Here is a 19697-nt window from a genome sequence, read left to right as displayed (position 1 = left end):
GACTGTCAAGGAGCGGAATTTTTGTTGAGGCACAAAGCCTGAGCTCGCATTTGTGTAGATATCAATAGGATAAGCCGCAGACCGGGCTACAGTGCTTATAAGGTTTTGAGACCATCTTCAATGATAGATAGTCCCATTTCCAGATCGTTCACCTCGGTAGTCAGAGGCATGAGAAGGCGGATTACATTGCCGAATTCACCACAGTTGAGAATCACCAGGCCATGCTCCAGACAATATTGGGTTAATTGGCCTGCGGCTGCTTTATTGGGTATTTTTTTATCTTTATCTTCAACCAGCTCCATGGCCTGCATGACACCCAACCCCCGAACATCACCCACAATGTCATACTGTTCTTTCAATCGGGAAAGTCTGGACTGAAGTAGTGAGGAAAGCCTGGTGACATGCTGTAACATGCTCCCATCTTCGAATAGTTTGAACACTTCAAGTGCTGCGGCACAACTCAGAGGATTTCCTCCGAAGGTTCCCCCTAGCCCACCCACCATGGCTGCATCCATCATTTCAGCTTTACCGGTTACGGCTGCGATCACTGTTCCCCCACCAAGTCCTTTTGCTGTGGTAATGAGATCGGGAACCACACCCAATGTATCCATCGCAAACAGAGAACCTGTCCGGCCAAAACCGGATTGAATTTCATCAGCAATAAAAACAATGTGATTGGCAGTGCAAAATTCACGAAGTTTTTGTAAAAAAGTGACAGGGAAGGGAATGAATCCTCCTTCACCCAGCACGGGTTCTAAAATAATTGCAGCTAAATGTTCAAGGCCTATCTGTTCCTTTGCAAGCGTAACAAAATCATTAAAACAATCTTCTACGCAATTCGTTCCTGCCCAACGATACTCATAGGGCAGAGGAGCGCGATACACATCGGAAGGAAAAGGACCGAAGCCGTACTTATAGGGTTTTTCTTTTGCGGTGAGCGCCATAGCCATATAAGTGCGGCCATGATAAGCATGATCAAAACAAATGACCGCTGGCTTTTGAGTATAGGTGCGCGCAATTTTTATCGCATTTTCTACCGCTTCAGCACCTGAATTCAGCAGAAGTGATTTCTTTTCAAAACTGCCTGGCGTGTGATGATTTAATTGTTCACATACCCTGACATATCCCTCATAAGGTAGAATGTTAAAACTGGTATGGAGAAATTGTTCAGCCTGAGCCTTGATGGCATTAACTATCGAGTCATGACAATGCCCTGTGTTTACCACACCGATTCCAGATGAGAAATCCAGAAACACATTGCCATCTACGTCTTCAACAAACGAACCCTTTGCCCGTTTTACAAAAAGAGGAGTCGCATGGAATGGACCCCGTGCAACATGCTGGTGACGTTGTTCCATCAAGACTGTTGATTTTGGCCCCGGTATTTGTGTTTTAATCTTAATGTGATCCATCAGTACCATCCAATTGGCGTGTTATCCAGATTAATATTCACTTGTTTGATTTCAAGATAGCTTTCAATGCCATACAAGCCTAACTCACGTCCTGAACCACTTTGTTTGTAGCCACCCCAAGGCATTTCATTGTACGTTGGATGATAGTGGTTGACCCAAAGAATTCCTGCACGAAGTTGAGATGTAACACGATGCGCCCGACTCAGATCCCTGGTCCATACGGCTGCAGCCAGACCATACTCTGTGTCGTTTGCAATTTGAATGGCTTCTTCTTCCGTATCAAAAGGAATAACAACAAGCACTGGACCAAAAATTTCTTCGCGGGCAATGCGCATTTGGGGTGTCACTGCATCAAAAATAGTGGGTTCAAAAAAATTCCCTTTGGCGAATGCTTTGCCTTCCGGACGTTTACCACCACAAAGTAATTTTGCCCCTTCCTCAATACCAATCCTGACGTACTGTTCTACTTTTTCGAGATGAGCTCGTGATACCAATGGTCCCATTTTTACCCCATCGTCCAAACCATGTCCCAGTTTAATATTGGGAATTTTTTGCAACATTCCTGCTATTATTTTCTGGTGAATGGAGCGCTCGACCAGCAGACGGGAGCCTGCGGAACATACTTCACCCTGGTTGGCAAAAGCACCAAAAAGGGCGCCATCAATAGCCATGTCCAGATCACAGTCTGCAAAGACAATATTGGGATTTTTTCCACCCAGTTCCAATGAGACTTTTTTCAAATTCCCAGTCGCTGCCTGCATGATTTTTTTGCCAGTGACTGTTCCGCCAGTAAAGGCAATTTTATCGACCAGTGCATTCAATGCTAACTCTTCACCTGCGCCCACTCCAGGTCCAGTAATGAGATTGACGACACCGGCTGGAAAGTTACATTGATCAATCAGTTTAAATAATTCAAGAGCTGTGAGCGGAGTCAGTTCTGAGGGTTTTAAGATGACAGTATTTCCTGCAGCAAGGGCGGGAGCAAGCTTCCAGGCTGCCATAAGCAGTGGGAAATTCCAGGGAATAATTTGCCCGCAAACACCTATTGGCTCACGAACAACATAACTAAAAGAATTTGCGGGAACCGACATGGTTTCGCCATGAATTTTAGTAGCGAGCCCGCCATAAAATTCAAAACAATTGGCTGCATCGGCTACATCATATTCTGCTTCTGCCAAAGGTTTGCCACAATTTTTTGTTTCCAGTTTGGCTAACCTTGTTGCATTGGCACGAATCAAATCGGCAAGCATGAATAATAATTTGCCTCGGTCAAGCGCTGTGGTTTTTTTCCAATCCCCTTCATCGAAGGCTTTACGCGCTGCCTTGATTGCCAGGACAACATCTTCTTTTGCACTTTCCGGAACGGTCGCAATGAGTTCGCCATTAGCAGGGTCAATGATATTGCGAGTGGCTCCGCTGAGGGCAGAAGTGAATGTTCCATCAACATACATTTTATAATTTTTCATTTGGTCAGCACCTGTTTTTATCGTGTTCAGAGCACATTTATTTTTTAACTGTTTACCAATAACCATTGTTTTTTAGTAAAAATTTTAAACAGAATTACTTTTTGAACTATAATTAAAGTATAGTGTGATGTTTTAAATTTACACTATGCAACTAAAAACTATGAAGCTTATTTTTTGCATATGGAAACAATAGTGCTTCTATTTGAGGACTAATTCATGAATCCATCAACAACTCAAATAGTGTATAAGAATAAAATTTTAATTCTTGGTTTCGGATGTATAGGCCAGGCAGTACTCCCTCTTTTATTCCAATCCTTTAAACTAGACCCCTCCCAAATCGTCATTCTGTCAAAACATAATATAGGTGCCGATGTAGCCAAAAATTACGGTGTCCAGTTTAAAGAACTTGCGGTGACTGAGAATAATTATCTGAAACTTTTGCCATCCATTCTTGGCCCCGGTGATTTCTTATTAAATTTGTCAGTAGGTGTCTCCAGTATCGATTTAATAAAATATTGCCAGACCAATAAAATATTGTATCTGGATGCTGGTGCTGAATGTTGGGAAGAACGCTATCGTAACGACAACAGTAAATTACCCTCTAACTATGCTTTGCGTGATGCCACCTTACAATTGAAACAGAAGGGGCCTACCGCAGTTTTAAGACACGGTGCTAATCCCGGGTTAGTCTCTCATTTTCTCAAACAGGCTTTATGGAATGTGGCCAAAGATAATAACTGGAAAGGGGAGTTACCCAGAGACGCAGTGGAATGGGCTCAATTGGCACACGATCTGAATATAAAAACCATCCATATTTCTGAACATGATACGCAAATTTCTGCTCAGGCTAAAAAAGAGGATGAATTTATAAATACATGGTCGGTAGATGCTTTAATTTTTGAAGCACTGCGACCGGCTGAATTGGGTTGGGGAAGTCACGAACGTCATTTACCTCATGATGCAAACCATCATGGCTTTGGTTCAAATTGCGGCATTTATCTGAGCCAGCCCGGTGCTGAAACACGAGTACGAACCTGGACTCCTGCTTCTGGAGCGTTTAATGGGTTTTTAATTACGCATAATGAATCTTTATCTATTGCCGATTATTTAACCCTGAAACAAGACGGTAAAGTAATGTACCGACCAACAGTCCATTACGCGTACCATCCATGCCCCGATGCTGTTTTATCTTTAAAAGAACTGGTAAAGAGAAAATACATTCCTCAAAAAGACAAACGTATTATGTTAAACGAAATTGTGGATGGTACTGATGAGTTAGGCGTCCTGTTAATGGGAAATAAAAAAGGCGCTTATTGGTATGGATCACATCTATCCATACATGAAGCTAAAAAATTGGCCAACCATAATAGTGCTACCAGCTTACAGGTTGCCGCTGGTGTTTTAGCAGGCATGATTTGGGCGATTAAAAATCCGGAACGGGGAATTATAGAATCTGAAGACATGGATCATGAATACATTTTGAGCCTGGCCTTACCTTATCTTGGTAAAGTTGGTGGTTACTATACTGATTGGAATCCTTTGCAAGATAAAAAAGATTCCAAAGAAAAACATATTGATCATAGTGATCCCTGGCAGTTTATTAACATTCGCGTGAGTGAGCCTGAATAGCGGAAGTGGATCCCGTATTACGGCTATCGCCTAATACGGGCTACGAATCTGAGCCAGAATAGAAGGCTACCCAACGGACTGGGATATATAAATGTCACTGAATTTCTATAAAAGAAAAAATTTGTTACACTGACCCACGCGAAGAAACATCGCAATCAATAATTGAATCTCTAATTTTAAATGGATGAAGAATTAAATGAGAAGAAATTTTTTTACCTCGGAAAATAACCAGGAAGCAGCAGCTCAATTAGTATTACAGTGGTTAAATGAAACCGGCAAACGAGGTTTTGAGTGTACTGTAGAGCAAATCAATGATGTATTTGCTGATGAGTTTCAATACATTGTCAATGATGAGCTGTGTGCTACACATGCTGAAAGTTTAAAAAAGCGATTAGATGTAGGGCATACACGATATGAATCTTCATGGATAAAGTTTCCTCTCATTGAATCCATAAAATTTGAAGGTGGCGTTGCTACGGCAAAATTTGAAGCGTGTTTTAAAGATTTTGCAGGAAACACTATAACTAAAACTAATTCTATAAGTTTGAAATTTGATGATAAGCTGAAAGTTGTTGAACTATGCCAGTGTTTTAATCCTCCTTTTAATCATGTGATAGTTCCAATTGAATCTGAAATAGACCTGAGTCAATCAGCCCTGCTTCTGTAGCCCACCTTGCTTGCAATTGACTCCCCGCCCCACGTCGTCCTGAGCGCGTCTTTTTGCGCGAAGGACCTCCAAATACTGGCACTATGCCATTGTATTGGATTACCAAACCGGACAATACCATCGCAAGAATATTTTACGATTCAATTGCAGAACCAAGTCCCTGGATTATGTACACAATAAAATCATGAATACAGGCCTGTTTAAACCGGTGTAGCCTTGATGCAGCGATAGCGAAATCAAGGTTTTCCTTTATTTGGGCTTTTGATGAGGAATGAAAACCTTGATTACGCTATCGCTGCATCAAGGCTACAGTTTTTATATGTGGGTTGAAAAAGCACCGTATTTTATACGGTATACACGTTAAAAAATTTCTCTTAGATTTCAGATGTGTAATGGTTTCAAGCAAGAACCATTAAAATGACCAAGTATTTTGAAGGAGATTTAATATGTGTGGTAATTTAGCATTAGCATCTGCTGGTTCAATGGTGGGTGGCATTTTCAAGTTAAGTGTTTGCCCTTATACAACTTTTTCTCAACCATTTGCCAATAAGGGGGAGGCCCTGATGCATGTAGTAGGAGGTACTATTACCCCACCTGCACTCTCAGTATTTCTTGGAGTATTAGCCGTCGTCTCGTTGGTTAAAACCAGTACGGCTCTCTGCCATGGTGATACAGCGAGAGCAAAAGAACAGTTTATTACGGGAGGAGCTGCAGCTATTATTAGCATAGGTGAAGCAGTATTAACAGCTGCACTTGTAGTATCCATGCCAGTAAGCACGGCCAGTAGAACTGCCGTTACTGTTGCTCATGCAATTCAGGGTACTGGTGATGATGAAAAGAAGGCGCTGGCTCCCTAAAGGATAAAATTCAAAAGTAGCCTGGATGCAGTAGCCCTGATACCACTCCGCTGCATCAAGGCTACAGTTTTTTATACACTATTTAAGATCTAAAGTGATTACATCCGCTGTTGAGCCATTTGGGGGTTCTATGGTAATAGTAGTTCTGGTAAATGAGGCAACAGTATAATTCACGTCTTCAAGAGTAACGGGATTTCCTTTCTGATTTCTTGCGGTTGATAAATCGGCTACAGAAGACAGCTCGTTTAGAGTGACTGATTTTCCGCGCGTAAATTGGATGATTTGTCCCTCAGAAGGTTCAACGTTTGACTCTTCTGCCACTGCTGCAAAAGACAATAACGAACTCAAAAGCAGGGTTACCCATATTTTCTTGCTCATCATGATTACATTCTCCATTTTATTTGGCCACTCATCGTATTAAATATAGCCTAGAATCAAGCCAATGTAGAATATGTAGCCCGGTCTGCTTGCAGCCGGGAATGGAGACTTGGTTAGAACTTCGGCTGTGTAACGATGGTCAGTTCCCGGCTGCAAGCAGACCGGGCTACGAATAGAATTAAAAACTTTGAGTAACGTGAGTTAAGAAGATTGATTTACCTCGCTCCGTTCGGGCTTTTTTCGTGATGCACAAAAAAAATATAAACACACTTTTTAAAATGCAGAACTATGTTACTATTCAATCGTGTTTCTCTTGAAAGGATGCTTCAATGCTGGGGAAAATGGATGAAAATGTAACGCAAAGTAAATGGCATACTGAAAAAGCTGTGCAGTGGCTTAAAGTAATGAAAGCAGGGCTTAATCCCCAATACCAGTTGTTACTGGATGCGCTCATACCGGATGCGGAACAAAAAGTGGCGCATCTTGCCGAGATTTTTCTCGCAGAAATTGATAAAAAAGCTGACGACAGAAAAGAAGTCGAAGAGTATAAGGTTTTATTATACTCATTAATGGCTGAGCTGACAGTCGAAGCAGATGCTTCCTCTAAAGCTTCTTCTACGGAAAATACAGAACCTGCAGCAGTTCATGTCAAGAAACAGTTTTCAGTCCTCGCTGAATTGGAAGTATATTCCTCCAGGATAAATCAACTATTAGCGGGCAGAACTTATGTCCCTTCATGCAAAATAGAAGACAATCATCGCATGGACTGGATTCGAACCATAGCTGTAGATAGGGTTCCTTTTGAATCCTATCATGAAAATCCACTCCATCAGGATGATTTACTCTTTGAACGTTCATCCATTACACGAAAATTTTATGCGAATGGAATGGTTCAACTTGCAGGCACGATCATGAAACTTCTTGATAAGGAATATGCGGCATCGTCTTTACGGCATAAAGTAGTGAGTAGCTTGTTTCATTCGCTGATTCCTAATCGACAAAGAACTTTATTTGCAGACATTATGAATCAGGCAGCAGCCGCATCGCCAGAGCAGATTGCCTTTTGGTTGCAAGAATGTCAGTTCATTCAGAATCAATTAAAAAAGAATGCATCCTATGCTCCATTTCTTAACGAGTTAATTGAGGTTTTACAGCATTATCAATCTTTGGAACCGTCTGAACAGGATGATATGCCGTTATCCATGAAGGAATTGGAAGCGCTTCTTTCATCTGAGGATAAGAAAAAATTTGCCGATTTGAAAGGGTTGGGGAGGACTTTACCTCTCAGATTATTGCTGCAGGATTCTGATCCTAATGCTACCAATTTCTCTAAAGATGGCACGTCCATAGATTTCGGTAACAGTAAACGGCCAGTAGTTGTTGATTATTTAACGACCTATCATAATCAGTTAAGGATAACTGACCTGTTGTCTTTTTTTAAATTACGCCCCGTCACTGAAGCAGATCTTGCCCAATTCCCGGATATTGCTTATACCCCTTTTTTTTCTTATTGGCCAACCTGGCAAACACACAGCTATCAATTCATGTTGGAACTGGGAATCAAATTATTAGACATGAGTAGAAAAACAACTGATGACAAGCTAATAGAAAATTTTGCTCAAATGGTGATCGATGTATTCACCAAGTGGCGAGAGATGACTGCCTTTGGTGATCAGATGGATGTGTTCATTTCTATTTTTTATCATTTGCAACTGCAATTAAGAAGTATCTGGAGCTGGAGTAGCGTTGCAGATGAAGAGCGAAACTTGATTTTTGAACGGCTTGCAAAATTGTGGGTACAGTTAAACAGGGCATTTCAGGAACAGTTTCAACTGGAAGAACATCGAATTCGCGAAAAGATGGGGATTCAACGACGGGCATTTAGTGAAGAAGATAACCAACTATTTAAAAAACTAGCTTATCATCCGGTGTTTATGTTTTATAAAAACGTAACATTTTTGAAATATATTCTGATGGAGCCATTAGTGTTTGAATGTGTAGCTGAGGATTTAATCAGCAATCCTGATTTAAAAGCGGCTCTTCCAGAAGATGATATAGCTACTCAAGCTCGGGTCAGGGATATTCTGCTTCATTCTGAACAGTTTCAAATCTTTCTTTTGGAGCACGGCAGTGAAGCGCTGGAGATTATTGAAAAAGAATATGCAGCTGAAATGGATTATATTAAGGATCCTGAAAGCACCGATACTCATTCACCTGCATTATCTGAAGGAATAACAAGTGAAAGGCTTCATCAGGCTTATCAGCAATTAATGAATGATATGGATGAGCTTGAGGATGAAGAGCAATACGGCTATGGTCTTTAAAGTAGCCCGGTCTGCTTGCAGCCGGGATCGGTTTTCAATTGAGCATCTCATCCCGGATGCGAGCAGGCCGGGCTACGCACTGTGCTATTCCGGAACAACTTCACCCCAATCCACGTCGTCCTGAGCGCGTCTTTTTGCGCGAAGGATCTCCCGAAATCGGCATGGTGCCACTATGATCCCGGCTGCAAGCAGACCGGGCTACGCACTGTGCTATTCCGGAACAACTTCACCCCAATCCACGTCGTCCTGAGCGCGTCTTTTTGCGCGAAGGATCTCCCGAAATCGGCATGGTGCCACTATGATCCCGGTTGCAAGCAGACCGGGCTACAAAAGTATCTTAAGTCAGCTCGGAGAAACTGCATATCATTTGGACATGGAGATTATCTTTCCAAGTTAGAACTTCCTTCTTCTCTGCTTCGTAGCAGAACGTTGAGAGGGGCAACATTCCGAACGGCATCGAAGTAACGACCGGATAAATCAAGCTTCTTATCCCGAACTCACGCTGGTTTATGATAAGGATTTCCTATGAAAAAGCAGGAGCTGGTGTTGACTCAATTACAGCAGCAGGTTCCTCGTCTTGCTTTTTGCGGCCACTTAGGTGATTGAACTGTTCAAAACGAAGTGTGTTGCGTGAAGTGACAACCAGTGTATCCGATGAGAAAAAGCGGGGACGATTTACAGGAGAGTAATTATGCTTTGTTCTAATCATTTTTTGCATCGCTTCCTGGTTTAAATCAATCACACAACGTTCCATTGTTGCATATAATCCATGACCTTTGGAGAAAAATACGATGAGAAGTGAGTCGTCCAGATTGATGGATTCAATATGTTCAGAATGGTCATGTTCCTGTATTACTTTATACATTCTGTTCTTATTTAGGTTGATACAATACACTTCCTGCGCATTACGACCGGCAACTTTCAGTAAAACGATAAACTGAGTGTTTCCAGTTAAAAATTGAAAATGCCCTTCTGGTGTATCGATTGAGAATTGCCTGATTGTTTCCCAATTTTGGAGGTCAATTAATGTGACAGTGGGGTTAATGGGAGCCATTTCCTTTCTGTAGGAACTAATTACTAAAAATTTGTCAATAAGCAATATGGAATCAAGGCACAACTGATCAACCTTAAATTCGGGCTGATTCAAGTTCAATACATGAGAATAATTTTTATCTAAATCAAAGAAGAAGAGGGAGTATTCTTTGCTCTCTTTAAATTTGGCAGAAACAATGATTAGGTTTTGATTGGCGGTTAATAGCGGAGCATAAGAACCCACTAAATTTGCCATGCCAACAGAGTTCACCAGTTTGCCATGAATATCCCACTCATAAAATTGATAACGATTGCGGTAGGCAAAGTTAGAGATACCAAAGATTCGATTATTGATGATTCGAAGCGAATCAAGATCGACTGATGCCATATTAGTTATAAAATTGCCTGTATGCTTTCCTTCTGAAAAAATAAGAACCTGGCATTTATCACTCCACTGATCGCGTGCTTTTGCAACAAGAAGCACCAAACCGGTATCTGAGACCACAAGATTCCTGACTTTCTCAAAAGCACCATCCATAAATTCTCTATAAGTACAATGCCATACTTGCGTTGCAAATGAAATTTTGAATAATGCCAGTTGGTTAAAGTTCTTTAATAGAGCTAAATAGTCGCCATTATGAGCAAAATCACAATCGAAGCGGTGATATTTCACTTCGACAGATTGACTATTATTACTCAATAGATTTTTTTTAAATATTTTTCTGACTAAAGCCTCAGTGCTTCTGTCAGAACCAACTATTCCCCTGTTTATTAATCGAAACATGAAACAAACTTAATTGAAGACAATTATTTGACCATTCTAGATAATTAGAATCGATTGTCAATCCATCTGACTGACCAAAAGAGCAATATACACGAGAACCTTATTTGGATGATATTTGGTCTTAGTGGTTAAATATTTTGATTTGTCGTTATGAATATAACAGAATTATTACTAAATCATTGTTTCCCCGCTACTGAATATCAAAACTTTATCACTAGTCTGGAAAAGCTTGTCGATTTTGCTGATCAAGTTATTCAATTCAGAAAATAACACACCTGCTCTGGATCAATGCTAAATCAGGCTCTGTGCCGCAACAAAAGTTCCGCTTCCTGACGGTCGCGGCTCGGTTTCCGGTGCACGATGAAGTCAATACGAACGCACGAAAACCGAGCCGCGACCGTCAGGAAGCGGAACAGTTATACTGGCACGGACAGTGTTTCTGCTCTGAACCTCTGAATTCCTCAGACAAGCCGAGAGATATCGGAGTCAATGCCAGATTGTGTTAGAAGAGTTAGTTGCTTGTTGCCGGGAATTGATGCTGGTTACACATCTTGAGTTCTCACCCAATCTCCATTCCCGGCTGCAAGCAGACCGGGCTACACACACATCTTAAGTAACGTGAGTGCTTGATTTAAATTGTAGCCTTGATGCAGCGACAGCGTAATCAAGGTTTTCCTATGGTCTTTTAGCCTTACTGCATGAAAACCTTGATTACGCTGTCGCTGCATCAAGGCTACAGTTTTTTTATATATTTAAATCAAGTTTCTTATCCATAACTTACGTTACATTAAGGAGTTGCTACCTCCTGTCTGGATTGAATTGCTTTAAATATGTATCAAGTGTATTATTGTCGCCCTTGATGTTCTCTATTATGATAATATGCTATTTCAAAATCTCAATGAGCTCATTTTTCAATTAAAAAGCGAAGGTTATGCGAGTAAAGTTCTTGATTTACTACCGCCAGGATTTAAGCAAAAAGGTCAGACATGTAAACTTTATGCGTTAAGTTCCGGATTGCATTTTCGTTATCAAAGTGACCCAAGGTTAAATCCGCTGCCACCTTATCCAACAAAGTTCAATATTCGCTTGGGGCATTTTATTGAGAACCACGATAAATTTACTAGCTTAAGGCAACAGGCCAAGCAATCCGGTTCGGTTGTTGGTGAAGTATATGATGTGAGAGATTTAATACAGCTTGCAAGAAGCAATGGATTTAAAGGGGTATATGCGAAACATTATGACTCGAGAGAAACCTATAGCAAAGCGCTCATTACTGCCATAGAACAACAACAGGCCGTTAATATTTTTTACGATGTTGATCCAAAAACAGGGCAACCCGTTCGCACTAATAGTCAAACCGAGCATAGTGCAATGGTCGTTGGTTATGCTGTTATGCCAGACAAACCCGTGATGATTATTCTATTAACCTGGGATCACTATGTTGCTGTCAGCGTAGATGAGCTCTATGAATCGACTATTCAATTACAGCAAACAAGAGCACCTGAAGTATTTGTGAAATTTCCAGGAAGGTTCTGGCAAAACGCGCAACCGGACTCTTCAGAAATCAGCACGGCGCAATATCGTAAGGCCAAAGCACCATCAGAAGAGGCAATTAGTTTTCGTGGTGCCATTTTATATATTAGTGATCCCATTCATCAGAAAAAGAAAAAGCGTCATTACGACAATAAAGGCTTCGAACAAATCGCAGCAAAGAACGAACTTCCTGGCCAATTAAGAGATTTTCCATCGGAGTCAGAGCAGTTTGAACGCGATACGGGATTAACCCTAAGCGAGCCCATGCCTGAGCACACTGCTATTCAGTTAAGGAATTCCACCGTCCCGCGGCTTGTCCGCGGGATCCAGGAATCTAAGCTCGAAGTGAGACCTCTGGATCCCGCGGACAAGCCGCGGGACGGCGGAGTAGTGATTCCCGGGTATTATAGTGAAAAGAGGGCTGCACTGAACAAACCTAAATACATACCTTTGGATGTGCTCGTTCACTTTTTAGAAACAGCAAATTCATTTCAGGAAAAATTGAGCATCCAACGCTTACAGGAATTTGCCCAATATTTTGAGTTGAATGATTCAATCCGCCGTCTTTGCCTTATCGATAACCAGACAGAACTTTCTGGTGCGCTTATTGATGATATTTACAGACAAAACCCGGACAGCAGGCGCTCGCTGGTTGAACTGATAAGCAACTCTATGGATGCAGAGGCAAATAGAATTTTGGTTGATGTCAGTAACGGTTCTTACAAAATAAAGGATAATGGTTGTGGAATGACTGCTGATATTTTGTTTAATAAACTCTTTATCCCCAAAAGCTCCAGTAAGCTTGTGATTGCCGATAGCATTGGGCGTTTTGGGGTAGGATTTTATACAGCTCTTGCTCATCTGAAAGATGAATCAGCCAGCGTTGTTATCAGAACCCATTCAGCAAAGGAACGTGATGGTTACCAGATTAGCTTTCGATACAGGGATGGCCGAATCGAAGTGAGTATCGAGACCCATGCAGATATTCCCATAGGCACTGAAATTATTGTCAAAGACAAACAGATAAAGACCCAGGCCTATGTAGATTATGTGACACATTATTTCGGAAGCTATCCCGGGGATGGTTTATTTGTTAATGGTGAAGCAATAAAACTATCTGATAACTATGAAAGGTATCCTACACCACAAGCAAGTGCTTTAATAAACCAAAGTGATGGTAAGTCGCCCTCTATAACGCTAACCCTGGCAAATGTCCTAATCAGTGAAATGAAGCTGCCTGCAAAAAGCAATGCATTAAGTGTCATTTGGCGCTTGCCGAAAGATACAACCATTACTGAAAGCCGTGATGCGGTGCAAGTAGACAGTATAAGGCTGGTTCAAACCATCAAGGATTTAATTCATGTTGTCTATGCTCTGCCCCAGGATGTGAGACTGGCTTACTTAAATACCATCAGTGCCGCTGTCCAGGAACTTCAAAGTAGAAATTCATTCTATGGAATAGAAAACAACATCCATTTGTATTTAATGAATACCCTGATTCAAGTTGTTGGTCGCAGGTTGATGGTCCCAGATGGAAGGCAGTATGATTTTCTTGATGCAGGTGATTGTGTTCGTGTTCACTCGGGTATTATTCCTGAAAACTGGTTGGACGATTTGGGGTTTCAACCTAAGGAATGGCAGTCACATCAGGTCACAGCTTTTGTTGTAAAAGCAATGGCAAAAGATAACCATATCTTTTTTGATGACATCAATAAAACACTCTATATTACCGAGGCCTTATATCTTAAAGCTAAAACGACTCCATCACAGCTGAGCCGGATCACCCAAATGTTGCTTAGAGATAATGCGGGTGCCTGGCAATTTAAGGAATCTGAATCAAAGCATTTCAGGGCTGCTGATATCTACAATTTTTCTGATTATAGCCCACCAAAACATCATGCCTTATATCTCCAGCATGGCGGGTTAACCCATGTTGATCCAATGGTATTAGATGAAATCAATCCCCAAAACAGAGAAATACTGGGAGCAGCCAAAACTCTTGTCGCAAAATACCCGTTTAAAGGGCAGTTGAAACAAAGATATAGCTGGACAACAGAAAATGAATTTGACACGTCCCTTTACGGCGGTTTTTACACATTTGAACATCAAGGGGTAAGTTATTTTGTAAGTTCGCAAAAGTGGAAACGATGGGAAAATACAGTTGTCTATGATGAGAATTTTCATCCTGTTTCAGGAAAACGTGGTGAATTGATTTTGTCTTTATTTCGAGACAGCACGGAAGTTATCCTTCCCGCTGTTGCCAAGGTTGAACGAGTTATTATGAAAAAAGGGGAAAAGACACAGCTAGTGTGTCTGGACACCGATGCGGTCCTCCTGGATGGTTTACCCCTTTACAGTTATTACCAGGCTATTCCTGAAAGCAGTTACTATATTATAAGAACGAAGCCGGCATCGTCTGATTACAACAAAGGTTCAGAGGAAATCCTGGATAAATATTTTACTAATTATATATACAACTCTAAAAATCAATGTATCAGGACTTATAAAGCTGGAAAAATCAATGTTATTCCCTGGCAAGGCTTATACCTCGTCTTTTTGTATGGTACTAGTGGATTTGCAGACTTTTATGCCAGCGTAGACTTATGCGATGCACAGTTCAACTCATTATCATCAGCTTTACTCAGCGGTTTTTATGGCGAAGTAACGCCTGATCATATCAAAAGCTTTAAGTTTCATGATGAAACCTTAATAGTCATTCAAAGTTATTCTACAGCGGAAGTTTTAAAATTAAATGGTGACCAGTTAGAGCATTTTAGCAGCGCAATACTGGTGGGAGAACATCTTGATAAAATGATTATTGATAATCAATTATATCAATTAGATAACGGTTCTCTGCATTATCTTGGCCGTGTCAAAGCGTTTAAACACAGTGATAAAATCCGTTACCATACAAAACAGGATATCCCCACAATCCAAACTACCTTCGTTGTTTATGAAACAGATGATCTGCAAATTAAATTACTTACACCCGATGGGCAACACTGGATGCTTCCGGAACATGTTGATTATCAAGACATTAGCAAGTGCTGTACTAATCGCTCTTTTATAGGTATCAGACAAGGTGACCGTTATCTTCTTATGAAAAAAGAAGCGTCTGATAGTAACAATGCACTTCTTGTTTGCGAAGAGTTAACCTTGATAGATAGTGCCTCAGGTGGTTTTGCTTTAGTTGATGGTTACCGTTTGATAAATTCAAAAGGCGTGGAAGTATTTAATAATACGGAACAAATGAAAGTCAAATCTGATCCCGATTGTCCTTACCTGATTTTGCGTAAAGAGGATGAAAGAGGCAATGGCGAACCGTCTCATTACCTGGTGATTGATAGTGATGGCAATTACATCTTCCCCACTCCTTTACGATACGCAGGTTTTGGTGAGAGGAAACATGGTTGGCGAGTTGTATGTGAGAATAGTGATTCACAATTCAGTTTGTCCGAGAGTGGTCTTATTGTGACCCAAGGAGAAACGTCCTGCTGCTTTGAAGATAATTACCCTTATTTCTATTATCCTGAGCAAGCAATCCATTTCTTTCCGAAAGATATAGAAAAAATCGCTACGAATACTTATCTGGTACCTGGAAGCAGAAATGAACACACTAGACCACCTTATTTTTACAAGCAAATACCTGACAGATTATTAGGAGACAAGGATGTTTTGGCTAACTTGAATTATTTAAATCAGCGCGATTTAAATAATGAGGATTATTCAAATGCCTTACGATTTGTCGATTGTCCTCATGAAGTCTTTGTGGCATTTTATCCATTTTTATCGCAAATGACTTACACTCCAACCAGAGAGCAATTTAATGTTTATTATGAATATTATAAATTGATTTTCTCTGAAAACAGGTCATTTCTTAAAAAAGCCATCCGCTTGATAGATGTAATTTACTTTGCTGCGGGTAACAATACAGACATTGAGTTGGGTTCCAAAATTATTGATATCGTAAAATTGTATGGTGTCAGCGTATTGTCTCAATTATATGACGCGTACTCCCAAAAATACCTGGAGTTGTATCGCGTATTAAGTGTCGATAATGAGATGGATACATTCCTGGCCCCATTGCCCAAAAAACCAAGGGAACTTTCTTATTATTTATTTAGCAAACAAACGAGTCTGCTGAATGAATTACCCTTTGTATCACTAGCTGATGAGGGGCAGGGCGGCAGCTACTGTTCGCTACTTGATGCCATTACCGTTGCCAACCTGCGGACACAGGATTTAGTTACACTGCAGACTCCTGAGGAGCTATGCCTGCTCATATCAGAATTTGATAAAACAATAGATACTGATCTGGCTAAAAGAAAGCTCATTCATGCGACTTATCACTTATGTGATGTTTCTACACCAAACTATATGCGAGAGATGATCCAAAATGCGATGGATGCTTCCGCTAAAGGCTTGCCAATTAAAATTGACCTTTATCAAACCTCCGGTGGTCGTCATGTGACACGTGTTGAAGATAAGGGCTGCGGTATGGACCTTTATACCGTGTTACACAGCCTGGTTATTCCCGGAAACTCTACCAAAAGAGGGCATCAGGAATTTATTGGTGGCAGAGGCGTTGGCTTTTTCTCAGCCTTTCATGGTGCTGAATCAATCACTTTAAAAACCAGTAAGGGCGATGGTACTACCTGTTATTTTAACTTTATACCGATTTATGATGAATCCAATGACAGAATCATCGATGTGAAACTGTCAGGGCGCACGGTGAGGGAAGATTTTACCGGGACAACTATTGATAGAGTGAGCCGTGCGGATAATGGTACTCTTGAAGCAGCAAGAACATTAAATGCGGTCAGGCAATTTGGCAGATTCGTTGATGCAGGACAATATAAAATCTTATTAAATGGTAATCAAATTAATGAATCTTTGTCTTATATTGGGGAAATTCATATTGATTCGTTAGGGGCATGTAAGATTTACAGCAATTCTGAATGTGCCTTTACTTCCGGTGGTTTGTTTATTAAGACTATTGATGAAGACTATTGGGATGCCATTCCTGATTTTATCGCTAGCCGGTTAAAGGCTTTTGGTATTGTGATTGAATTGCCAGCTTCTGTTGCGTTAACCAGAGAGAGAAATAATTTTTACGCTGCTGATAAATTTAAAGATTTTTTCAAACCCTTATTTTTCCAGCTTTGTTTAAATGCCTATTGTAATTTGTTAAAGCAGGGGAAAATTGAAGCCAATTACCTTCCGGATGATTTGTTCCGTAATTTAAGGGCAGGTTATGTTAAACCAGGCGAGGTTGAGGCAGAAATCATTGCCGATGCAGAGAAGGTTAACCGCGGTCAACTTTTTGAAAGTTATGCCCGATATTTATCGAACGACAATTGCGTGTTTTTACTCACCCATATTCAGTTCATTAGCTACGGTGATACACTCGTTTCTCTGGCCGACATAGCCAGATTAAATCAAACAAGCAAGCTTAATACGTATCAGTTACCTGATTTTGTTACATGGCGTTTAGACAAAGAAGCACAGGCGGTCGCGTTTCAATCGGAATATGAACGGAATATAACCGACCCAAAAAATGAATATGAAAAAGAACTGGTTCGGTTTAAATACTGTAGTTGGACATTGAATGGAAATGGTGCCTTTCAAAATGCACCCAATTGGGCCTTATTTTATAAATTATGTACTCAGATATCCGCCGCAGTTGCTGATAAATATGGTTTCGAGCTGGAGATCAGGTTTTCAACGCGAATGCCATCGGCACTTGCTTTTGTAGTGCCAGCGGAATTTAATAAGACAGTAAAAGATGGCAAACAGATTAAGCAAACAAGTATTTTTATCAACCCATTCAACTGGCAACGCCAACTTGAATCAGTGTTTAAAAACGAGCCCTCTTCTCATGACATCAGAAATTTCATTAATGAATTATTTGATACGCTTGCTCATGAAATAGCACATATTAAAGAGGAAAGCTTTTGTACTTCTGGGGTGATGACTGTCACGCATCATGAATCTTTTCGAGGCCTGAACGCAACAGTTTTTTCTGATCTGATGTTACAGATAGATACTGAACAATTGGCAGAGCAAGTGGCTAAAGAGATAAACTCTTTTTATAAAGAATCAAACGATAAGGTCACATTGCCTAATGCGAAAGAATTGATGATTATGCAAATCTTCAATAAACCGGATTACCTGGCGTATTTAGAAGCCGAAAGGGAAAAAGAATCTGTAAAAGAGGATAACCCTGATACATTGAGGATGTAACTAATGCAACTAATTCCTGTATTACGAAGCTAAATAATAACCATCAACTAAAATTAAATGATGCAAAAAAAATGCCTGATTCTAAATCAGGCATTTTCAAAATTAACCTGGAGCTAAAATCATCTCATTTGCAATCCTGTTTCTTCCTCTGCTGCAACCTGAGTGGTAGAAGGGCTTATTTTTTCTTTAAAGAAACCAAGGCAACTCTTAATGACATTAGACATCAGGCCTTGTAAGAAGGAGGTAATGGGAGCTAATAGGTAATTTACAAAAACTTCTCCCAATTCCTTTTCTATGCCTGGTTTGGCCCTGTTAATCGCGTCGGTGCTTTGCTGCTTAAAGGCATCAATAGAAAGCTTTTTTGCCTGAAAACATGCATCGCCCAAATCAGATAATTTCTCATGCAAAAGATTTGCAAGATTAAAACCTAATTGCTGTGAAGCAGACAAATCTTTTTGTTGTAAGCCCGTGTCTATCTTTTCTTTATAGGATTCCAGTAACCCTCTGAATTTCTTTCCTATAGTACCAAGAGAAGCATCCAATGAATCCGAGCCCTCATTGATAACAGATTCCAACTTTTCTGCAGCACTTTTGCCAAGTCCTGCTCCTAAAGATGCTACACCTTCTGTAATATGTCCCTTAATTTCTTCAATTGTGGTATCAAAAGCTGCCATTGCAACCTCCTCAATAACGCGGGTTTTTGTTTGCTTAACGAACTCTGTTGCGGCAGTTCCTGCTTTGCCAAAAAAATCCTGAACTGTTTCAATCATACCTTCTGGCTCGGAGGCTTTTTCGGGTTCTGTATTGGGAGGGGTGGGTTTGATTTTGTCTAGCGCAACTCCTATTGTGGTTCGGGCTATTGCGCTCCCTACGGCCTGAGTTATACCTTTAAACACTCGGGAACTTGCAGTGCTCACAGCTGAAGTTACGGCACTAATCGAATTTTGAACTCCTGAATAAAAACTTGAAAGTATAGACATGATTTCTCCGCTTCGTTTAAGTTCAGGTCAATACTATCATTACAATACTTAACAAAATATTAACTAATTTTACAAAAAAGTTACATAACTAAGGCCTGTAATTTTTTATAGTAAAATCATAGGGATTAGATCGTTTCATTAAGGCGGTGTTTCAAGTTTTAAGTGATAAAATGCTGAAAATATCAATGAAATCATGCTCGAAAGGCACTAAGTGAAGCTAAAAATCCTGCCCCGGCTTGCTTGCAACTGACTCACATCTTAGGCTACACGAATGCTATACAGACTCTGTGCCTCAACAAAAAGTTCCGCTCCTTAACAGTCGCGGCTCGGTTTTCTGGTGCACGATAAAGTAAATACAAACACACGAAAACCGAGCCGCGACCGTGAGGAAG

General features: G+C 40.6%; 10 protein-coding genes. 5 read left to right on the top strand and 5 right to left on the bottom strand.

Annotated features, from left to right (window positions below):
• Positions 1–95 precede the first annotated feature (95 nt).
• Complete coding sequence (gene gabT / locus B094_RS0108295) at positions 96–1412, bottom strand: 4-aminobutyrate--2-oxoglutarate transaminase (protein WP_018577343.1); 1317 nt, start codon at positions 1410–1412, stop codon at positions 96–98.
• Entirely contained in the window at positions 1412–2878 is a 1467-nt protein-coding gene (locus B094_RS0108290; protein ID WP_026253950.1) for an aldehyde dehydrogenase family protein, read from the bottom strand. The genes gabT and B094_RS0108290 overlap by 1 nt, the downstream gene beginning before the upstream one ends.
• Before the next feature lie 216 nt (positions 2879–3094).
• Between B094_RS0108290 and B094_RS0108285 the strand changes: the two genes are divergently transcribed.
• The 3 genes from B094_RS0108285 to B094_RS0108275 all read left to right on the top strand — a co-directional run bounded on the left by B094_RS0108285 (position 3095) and on the right by B094_RS0108275 (position 6031).
• The gene (locus tag B094_RS0108285; RefSeq protein ID WP_018577341.1) at positions 3095–4507 is read left to right on the top strand and encodes a saccharopine dehydrogenase C-terminal domain-containing protein; all 1413 of its coding nucleotides are present in this window, start codon (positions 3095–3097) and stop codon (positions 4505–4507) included.
• Between the two features lie 196 nt (positions 4508–4703).
• The gene (locus B094_RS0108280) at positions 4704–5174 is read left to right on the top strand and encodes a hypothetical protein (protein WP_018577340.1); all 471 of its coding nucleotides are present in this window, start codon (positions 4704–4706) and stop codon (positions 5172–5174) included.
• 446 nt (positions 5175–5620) lie between these two features.
• Positions 5621–6031 (top strand): hypothetical protein, encoded by a 411-nt coding sequence (locus B094_RS0108275; protein WP_018577339.1) that lies wholly within the window; start codon positions 5621–5623, stop codon positions 6029–6031.
• A 78-nt stretch (positions 6032–6109) separates the two neighbouring features.
• On the opposite strand, the gene B094_RS0108270 is transcribed toward B094_RS0108275, so the two are convergent.
• On the bottom strand, positions 6110–6412 hold the full coding sequence (locus tag B094_RS0108270; protein ID WP_018577338.1) for a hypothetical protein: 303 nt from the start codon (positions 6410–6412) through the stop codon (positions 6110–6112).
• 326 nt (positions 6413–6738) lie between these two features.
• Between B094_RS0108270 and B094_RS0108265 the strand changes: the two genes are divergently transcribed.
• The gene (locus tag B094_RS0108265) at positions 6739–8733 is read left to right on the top strand and encodes a hypothetical protein (protein WP_018577337.1); all 1995 of its coding nucleotides are present in this window, start codon (positions 6739–6741) and stop codon (positions 8731–8733) included.
• Positions 8734–9256: 523 nt separating this feature from the next.
• Here the strand turns inward: B094_RS0108265 and B094_RS0108260 are convergent.
• On the bottom strand, positions 9257–10549 hold the full coding sequence (locus B094_RS0108260; protein ID WP_018577336.1) for a hypothetical protein: 1293 nt from the start codon (positions 10547–10549) through the stop codon (positions 9257–9259).
• A gap of 879 nt (positions 10550–11428) precedes the next feature.
• Here B094_RS0108260 and B094_RS0108255 point away from each other — a divergent pair.
• Complete coding sequence (locus tag B094_RS0108255) at positions 11429–18325, top strand: ATP-binding protein (protein WP_018577335.1); 6897 nt, start codon at positions 11429–11431, stop codon at positions 18323–18325.
• Between the two features lie 119 nt (positions 18326–18444).
• On the opposite strand, the gene B094_RS0108250 is transcribed toward B094_RS0108255, so the two are convergent.
• Entirely contained in the window at positions 18445–19305 is an 861-nt protein-coding gene (locus B094_RS0108250; RefSeq protein WP_018577334.1) for a hypothetical protein, read from the bottom strand.
• Between the last annotated feature and the right edge of the window lie 392 nt (positions 19306–19697).

The sequence above is a fragment of the Legionella shakespearei DSM 23087 genome (assembly GCF_000373765.1).
Lineage (GTDB): Bacteria > Pseudomonadota > Gammaproteobacteria > Legionellales > Legionellaceae > Legionella > Legionella shakespearei.
The sequence above is the reverse complement of the archived record's forward strand: the minus strand, read 5'-3'. Positions and strand labels throughout refer to the sequence as shown.